This is a genomic window from Aquiflexum sp. (genome assembly GCF_977115555.1).
Genome location: NZ_CDSBKL010000242.1, coordinates 1 through 6,308, shown reverse-complemented (window position 1 = coordinate 6,308; position 6,308 = coordinate 1). Strand labels below are relative to the sequence as shown.

The window sequence follows — 6,308 nt, the reverse complement described above, 5'->3', positions numbered from 1 at the left end:
GCGTTTGATTTTTATTTCAAGACAGACGTTTTTGATATTGATATCCCTTATTTTATTTTCTACCTGCAAAGGTCCCGGAGGCGTTAGGCTGATCAAATTGGGTCATGGACTAGGTGTGACGCATCCCGTTCATGAAGCGATGGTTTTTATGGCCAAGAAGGTAGCAGAGAAGTCTAATGGTCAGATGCAGATCCGGATTTATCCGAACCAACAACTCGGTACAGAAAGGGAATTGGTAGAATTGCTTCAAATCGGAAGTTTGGGCATGACTAAAGTTTCTTCGGCAACCATGGAAAGTTTTGCCCCAAGGATGCAGGTGCTTTCTATGCCTTACCTGTTTAGAGATGATGCTCATCGAGATAAGGTGTTAAAAGGGGAAATAGGAAAACAGTTGTTGCTTGATGGAGAAGATTTTTGGTTGCGAGGCTTATGCTATTACGATGCCGGCAAAAGGAGTTTTTATACTAAAACCAAACCGATTGAAAATCCATCTGACTTAGCTGGCTTGAAAATAAGGGTCATGGAAAGCAATACCGCCATCAACATGGTTAAAAGTTTTGGGGGGTCTCCAACGCCTGTTTCTTACGGAGAGCTTTATACTGCTCTGCAACAAGGAATCGTCGATGGTGCAGAAAACAATCCGCCAAGCCTTTATACCTCCAAGCATTATGAAGTCTGCAAGTTCTACTCCATCAATGAACATACTGCTGTCCCTGATGTCTTGATCGTAAGTACCAAAGTATGGAAACTTCTCGATGAACAGGAAAAAATGTGGCTTCAGGAAGCAGCAGATGAATCGGCTGTTTTCCAATATAAACTTTGGGCAGCTTCTGTTGAGGAATCCTTCAGGGAGTTAAAGAAAGCGGGAGTTACTATTCTTTATCCAGAATTAAAAGGCTTCAGGGAAGCAACAGAGGTGATGTATACTGAGTTGAAAACCTCACAGCCTGAATTATTTGAAATTGTGGATAAAATCAGGAAAGTAGAGTAAAAGCATTTGATCTGATTTCGGTTTTCTTATTGAGTCAAGGACCTATTTATTAATCATTCTTAATTTGATTTTAAAATACCAAAAATATTGTTCCCATGATGAATCATTTATTTAAATCCAGGTTGGACAAAGTGGTTGCAGGCTCTTTGGTCATTTTGATGGCTTTGATGGTATTGAATGTTACTTGGCAGGTTTTGTCTAGGTATATTGTTCAAAACCCAAGTTCATTTACCGATGAACTGTCAAGGTATATGTTGGTGTGGTTGGGAATGCTTGGAGCTGCTTATGTCGCCGGCAAGGACCAACATATCGCCATTGATTTGCTGCCAAGCCGTCTTGTGGGAAAATCAAAAATGAAACTGATGATATTCATCAATATCATTGTAGCGCTTTTTGCCTTTTCAGTGATGGTATTGGGAGGGATTAATTTGGTTTATATCACATTTATCCTCGGCCAAAAGTCTGCGACAATGCAGATTCCATTGGCATATATTTATACTATTTTGCCTGTAAGTGGACTGCTCGTGATTTATTATCAGGTTTTCCAGATTTCCAATCACTATAGACTATATAACTCCTAAACGATGGAATATATCAGCATCATCATTTTAATTCTTTCATTTGTTACGTTATTGGCAATTGGCGTTCCGGTAGCTTGGAGCTTGGGAATAGCTAGTTTTATTACATTGTTGGTTTCAGTTGCTGCAGGTCCTTCAGCCACTACTATTGCCCAAAGGATGGCAACAGGCTTGGATAGTTTTGCTTTGCTGGCAATACCGTTTTTTGTTTTGGCTGGAGAAATAATGAACCGAGGGGGGATTGCCAACCGCTTGATTGAATTGGCAAAATCATTAGCAGGAAGACTTCCAGGGAGTTTGCTTTATGTGAATGTGATTGCTGCCATGTTGTTTGGTGCTATTGCAGGTTCTGCGGCCGCAGCTGCTTCGGCCTTGGGAAGTATTCTTGGCAAAAGAATGGAAACGGATGGCTATCCCAAAGAACTTGGAGCCGCTGTCAATATTACATCTTCCACCACAGGATTGATCATTCCTCCATCCAATATTCTGATTGTGTATTCTTTGGCATCAGGAGGAGTTTCTATTGCAGCTCTTTTTGTCGCCGGATACTTACCCGGAATTTTCATTGGACTTATACTGATGGTTACTGCAGCTGTTTTTATCAAAAAGGAGAAATTGCCACCAGGAGATGGGGTTTCATTGAAAGAGTTTGGTAAAACTTTTTTAAGGGCTTTCCCTTCATTGATGCTTTTGGTAGTTGTGATTGGTGGAATTGTTGGGGGGATTTTTACCGCTACAGAAGCCTCGGCAATCGCTGTAATATATACTTTGGCCTTATCTTTTTATTACAAAGAGCTTAAAATTAAAGATTTGCCTTCCATTTTATTGAAATCTTCTGAGACTACTGCGATTGTCATGCTTCTGATTGCTACGTCTATGAGTATGTCTTGGGTGATGTCCAGCGAGGACATTCCTCAGGCAATAACAAACTCACTTTTATCAGTCAGCGACAACATAATAGTGATCTTAATTCTGATCAACATCATCTTACTAATTGTCGGAATATTTATGGATATGACACCTGCAGTACTGATTTTCACTCCTATTTTTTTACCTATAGTAACTGAATTAGGTGTAGATCCTGTTCATTTTGGCATCATTATGATCATGAATCTTTGTATTGGATTGTGTACCCCTCCTGTGGGTTCTGTGCTGTTTATTGGTGTTCAGGTAGCGGGAACTACTTTAGAAAAAGTTTTTGGGACCTTAATTCCATTTTTCATTGCCATGATTTTGGGATTGGTTGTAATCACTTTATGGCCTGGACTGACGCTGTGGTTGCCAAAACTTTTTGGATTAATGTAGAAAAAATCGGTGATATGGGATGAAATAAAAAAAGGAGGTTTAAACCTCCTTTTTTTATTTCTTTTTTTTAGGTTGATAATATTTTTGCGATTCTGAAATCATCCTCATCCACTTCTTTGTGGCCAACAATCGCTTTTGCAATCGGAGTAAATACAACTTTGTTGTTGATGATTCCTGCCATCACATCATATTTCCCCTGCATCAATCCTTCCACAGCAAAAACACCAAGCTTACTTGCCAAAACCCTGTCTAAAGAACTTGGTGCACCACCTCGCTGTAGGTGTCCTAGGATAGTGACTTTGATATCAAAATAAGGGAGTTCTTTTTTTATTTTCGCCGCTATTTCTACTGCACCGCCGCTTTTCCCACCTTCTGCAACAATGACTATGTTTGAGGACTTCATGGCCTTGGTTCTGGCTTTTAATCTTTCTACCAGTCTTTCGATCGGCATTTTCTTTTCAGGAATCAAAGTGGCTGCTGCCGCACTGCCTATGCCGGCATTGATGGCGATAAATCCCGCGTCTCTTCCCATCACCTCAACAAAAAACAACCTATCATGGGAAGTGGCTGTATCCCTGATTTTGTCTATTGCTTCAATAGCTGTATTGCATGCGGTATCAAACCCGATCGTCAAGTCAGTTCCTGCAAGGTCATTGTCAATCGTGCCAGGTAAGCCAATAGATGGGATTCCAAATTCATTGTAAAACAAATGTGCCCCGGTCAGGGAACCGTCTCCACCGATAATGACCAAAGCATCTATTCCGTGTTTTACTAAGTTATCGTAAGCTTTCTTTCTTCCTTCCGGAGTTCTGAATTCATTGCTTCTAGCTGATTTTAGAAATGTTCCGCCTCTTTCCAATACATGGGCTATATTCTTAGATTCCAGCTTTTTGATGTCGTCTTGGATCATTCCTTCATATCCTCTGTAGATGCCATACATTTCCAGTTTATAATAAAATCCTGCCCTGACTACGGCCCTGATGGCTGCATTCATTCCCGGGGCATCGCCTCCGGAAGTAAGCACGCCTATTCTTTTGATAGTTTTTGGTTCCATTAAAATTTTGAGGTTAATTGTTTGAACATGAGATCAGCTGCAGAGGGGTTGGTAGCAAGAGGGATGTTGTGTACATCACATATTCTCATTAGCATCTGCACATCTGGTTCATGTGGGTGTTTGTCTAAGGGATCTCTAAAAAAAATCACCATTGTGAGCTCCTTTTGGGCTGCCATGGCTGCGATTTGTGCGTCTCCGCCGATTGGACCTGAAAGGACTTTTTGAACTTTGATCCCTATTTTCTCAATGTGCGAACCTGTAGTACCGGTCGCTACTAATTCTATGTTCGAGTTTTGTAATTGCTTTTTGAAACCACTTAGAAAATGTACCATATCGGCTTTTTTTCCATCATGGGCAATCAAGGCTATTTTCATTAGGTTGAGGTTAATAGGTTTTCGGGGTAAATTTATGAAAAATTATAGCTTATGTCCTCAGTAAGATTTTATTTAATCTTTTGATCCCAATTTTTATCCTAATTTAAGGCTGTGGCGAAGTATTTTATTTTGCAAAGGCATTTAAATTGGGGGCATATATCAAATGGTTTTGTTTTTTTATTATTTTGCTCAATAAAATTTAAAAACCAAAACCATTTAATTTATGAGCCTAATAAAAGAATTCAAAGAGTTTGCCATGAAAGGCAATGTAGTCGATTTGGCGGTCGCGGTAATCATCGGTGGTGCCTTCGGCAAAATTGTATCTTCTTTTGTCAATGACATCGTTATGCCTCCAATAGGAGTCCTTCTTGGCGGAGTTGATTTCAAAGACCTTAGTATCATTATCAAAGAAGCTGAAGGAGAATTACCTGCTGTGGTATTGAGCTACGGTAATTTTATCCAGAATGTTGTCGATTTTCTCATCATTGCATTTGTAATCTTTATGGCAATAAAAGGAATGAACTCATTTAAGAAGAAAGAAGTCGAAGCTCCTGCTCCGCCTCCTGCTCCTCCAAGATCAGAAGTGCTTTTGGAAGAGATTAGAGACCTTCTCCAGAAAAAGTAACAAAAAAAAGCAGCTCAAAAGCTGCTTTTTTTAATTCCTCGTTCCTCCATCACGGCCACCTCTATTTCTCTGATACACTTGGCGGGTGAATTCCCTGTTAACTCCGCCAAGTTTTATAGCTTGCTGCGGCGATATGACTTTAGTGATCTCCTCCATAAATATTTTTTCTCTGTCAAGTAACTCCTGTTGGATTGAAAACCTTTTTTGAATGATTTCTCTCGCTCTCTGTTCTGTCAATTCCTGCATGGACTCACGGTTAAGGGATGAAACTTTTCCCATCATTATGGTACGCTCATCATTATATTGGTTAAAAAGTGGCCAAAATTTCTCCGCTTGATCAGGTTTTAAATCGAGCCTGTTGGTTATAAAGGCCACTCTCGCAGCCTCTAATTTCTCCTTATCATACTCTGTTGTTGGTCTTTGAGCGAAAGCTGTATTGCCAAGAAACAAGATGACAGCATATGTAAACAACATTTTTTTCATGATCTTTTCTAATTTTACCACCACTCTTCTGTTTCAGTATCTGATTGATTACTATCAATCGTTCCCCATTCTTCTTCAATTATTGCGTCTAAAATCAAATCCGGATTATCTGAAAACGTCAGAATATCTTCTGCTTCCCAATAACCCGAATTAATATACAAATCTATTTCCTGTTCCAGATTGGCTTCAAGGCTGTAATCTACCTGAACCTCATTTTTGATAACAAAAAAGAACACCCCAATCAAGACTATAGCTGCAGCTGCTGACATCTGTAAAAAAGACATAGTCCTTGTTTTTTTCTTTTCATTTCTTTCCAGAACACGGCTTGGGAGACCTTCGAAATAGCCTTCAGGTGTTTTGAAAATATCGTTCTTTGGTAGATTTTCCATAATTTCAATCTGTTAGACATGCTTAATTCTCTGAGGTTTAGTCAGCGTGAAGTTCGTTTTCAATTTTTTTGACTGCATGGTGATAACTCGCTTTCAAAGCACCTACCGAGGTTTCTGTGATTTGACTGATTTGTTCATAGCTCAGGTCATCATAATACCTCATGTTGAATACCAGTCTTTGTTTGTCCGGTAATTTCAATAAAGCTTTATGTAGACGCTTTTCAATTTCTTCCCCTGTAATCAATCCTGACCGATCCAAATACCCAGACATCATTTCAAAATGATCTTCTAGCGGGAAGAAAAATCTTTTCTTCTTTTTTTCTAGGAAATTAAGACTTTCATTGGTTGCAATTCTATATAACCAAGTAAACAGGGAAGAGTTGCCTTGAAAGTTTTCTATGTTTCTAAATGCCTTGGTGAAGGTGTTTTGGGTGACACCATCGGCAGCCTCATGGATTATCAGCATTTTTCTGATGATACCATAGATTCTTTTTTGGTAGATTTGTACC

At 39.4% G+C, this 6,308-nt stretch carries 9 protein-coding genes; 4 read left to right on the top strand and 5 right to left on the bottom strand.

Translation table 11 applies throughout. The annotated features are described in order from the left end of the window. Nucleotides 1–4 precede the first annotated feature (4 nt). The 3 genes from ACZFYI_RS13810 to ACZFYI_RS13800 all read left to right on the top strand — a co-directional run bounded on the left by ACZFYI_RS13810 (nt 5) and on the right by ACZFYI_RS13800 (nt 2,874). Nucleotides 5–991, top strand: a complete 987-nt coding sequence (locus ACZFYI_RS13810) for a TRAP transporter substrate-binding protein (protein ID WP_462524714.1) — start codon at nt 5–7, stop codon at nt 989–991. 98 nt (nt 992–1,089) lie between these two features. Next, complete coding sequence (locus ACZFYI_RS13805; RefSeq protein ID WP_462524713.1) at nt 1,090–1,572, top strand: TRAP transporter small permease; 483 nt, start codon at nt 1,090–1,092, stop codon at nt 1,570–1,572. 3 nt (nt 1,573–1,575) lie between these two features. Continuing rightward, nucleotides 1,576–2,874: a TRAP transporter large permease gene (locus ACZFYI_RS13800; protein ID WP_462524712.1), complete on the top strand. Its 1,299-nt coding sequence runs from the start codon at nt 1,576–1,578 to the stop codon at nt 2,872–2,874. A gap of 67 nt (nt 2,875–2,941) precedes the next feature. On the opposite strand, the gene pfkA is transcribed toward ACZFYI_RS13800, so the two are convergent. Next, nucleotides 2,942–3,928: a 6-phosphofructokinase gene (gene pfkA, locus ACZFYI_RS13795; protein WP_462524711.1), complete on the bottom strand. Its 987-nt coding sequence runs from the start codon at nt 3,926–3,928 to the stop codon at nt 2,942–2,944. After that, complete coding sequence (locus tag ACZFYI_RS13790; RefSeq protein WP_462524710.1) at nt 3,928–4,302, bottom strand: methylglyoxal synthase; 375 nt, start codon at nt 4,300–4,302, stop codon at nt 3,928–3,930. The genes pfkA and ACZFYI_RS13790 overlap by 1 nt, the downstream gene beginning before the upstream one ends. A gap of 223 nt (nt 4,303–4,525) precedes the next feature. Between ACZFYI_RS13790 and mscL the strand changes: the two genes are divergently transcribed. Beyond that, nucleotides 4,526–4,927 (top strand): large-conductance mechanosensitive channel protein MscL, encoded by a 402-nt coding sequence (gene mscL / locus ACZFYI_RS13785; RefSeq protein ID WP_462524709.1) that lies wholly within the window; start codon nt 4,526–4,528, stop codon nt 4,925–4,927. 30 nt (nt 4,928–4,957) lie between these two features. Here mscL and ACZFYI_RS13780 read toward each other — a convergent pair whose 3' ends face one another. The 3 genes from ACZFYI_RS13780 to ACZFYI_RS13770 form a co-directional block, all read right to left on the bottom strand. Further along, nucleotides 4,958–5,410 carry a hypothetical protein gene (locus tag ACZFYI_RS13780; protein ID WP_462524708.1) on the bottom strand — a complete coding sequence of 151 codons (453 nt, stop codon included), beginning with the start codon at nt 5,408–5,410 and terminating at the stop codon, nt 4,958–4,960. Between the two features lie 14 nt (nt 5,411–5,424). Then, nucleotides 5,425–5,799 (bottom strand): hypothetical protein, encoded by a 375-nt coding sequence (locus ACZFYI_RS13775; protein ID WP_462524707.1) that lies wholly within the window; start codon nt 5,797–5,799, stop codon nt 5,425–5,427. Between the two features lie 37 nt (nt 5,800–5,836). After that, nucleotides 5,837–6,308: RNA polymerase sigma factor (locus ACZFYI_RS13770; protein WP_462524706.1), on the bottom strand; the 472-nt coding region annotated here is incomplete at its 5' end.

What these genes read in the sequence shown, in the direction of transcription:
- ACZFYI_RS13805 (WP_462524713.1), top strand. Translation starts at nt 1,090, where the DNA reads ATGAATCATTTATTTAAATCCAGGTTGGACAAAGTGGTTGCAGGCTCT.
- mscL (WP_462524709.1), top strand. Translation starts at nt 4,526, where the DNA reads ATGAGCCTAATAAAAGAATTCAAAGAGTTTGCCATGAAAGGCAATGTA.
- ACZFYI_RS13780 (WP_462524708.1), bottom strand. Translation starts at nt 5,410, where the DNA reads ATGAAAAAAATGTTGTTTACATATGCTGTCATCTTGTTTCTTGGCAAT.
- ACZFYI_RS13800 (WP_462524712.1), top strand. Translation starts at nt 1,576, where the DNA reads ATGGAATATATCAGCATCATCATTTTAATTCTTTCATTTGTTACGTTA.
- ACZFYI_RS13775 (WP_462524707.1), bottom strand. Translation starts at nt 5,799, where the DNA reads ATGGAAAATCTACCAAAGAACGATATTTTCAAAACACCTGAAGGCTAT.
- ACZFYI_RS13790 (WP_462524710.1), bottom strand. Translation starts at nt 4,302, where the DNA reads ATGAAAATAGCCTTGATTGCCCATGATGGAAAAAAAGCCGATATGGTA.
- pfkA (WP_462524711.1), bottom strand. Translation starts at nt 3,928, where the DNA reads ATGGAACCAAAAACTATCAAAAGAATAGGCGTGCTTACTTCCGGAGGC.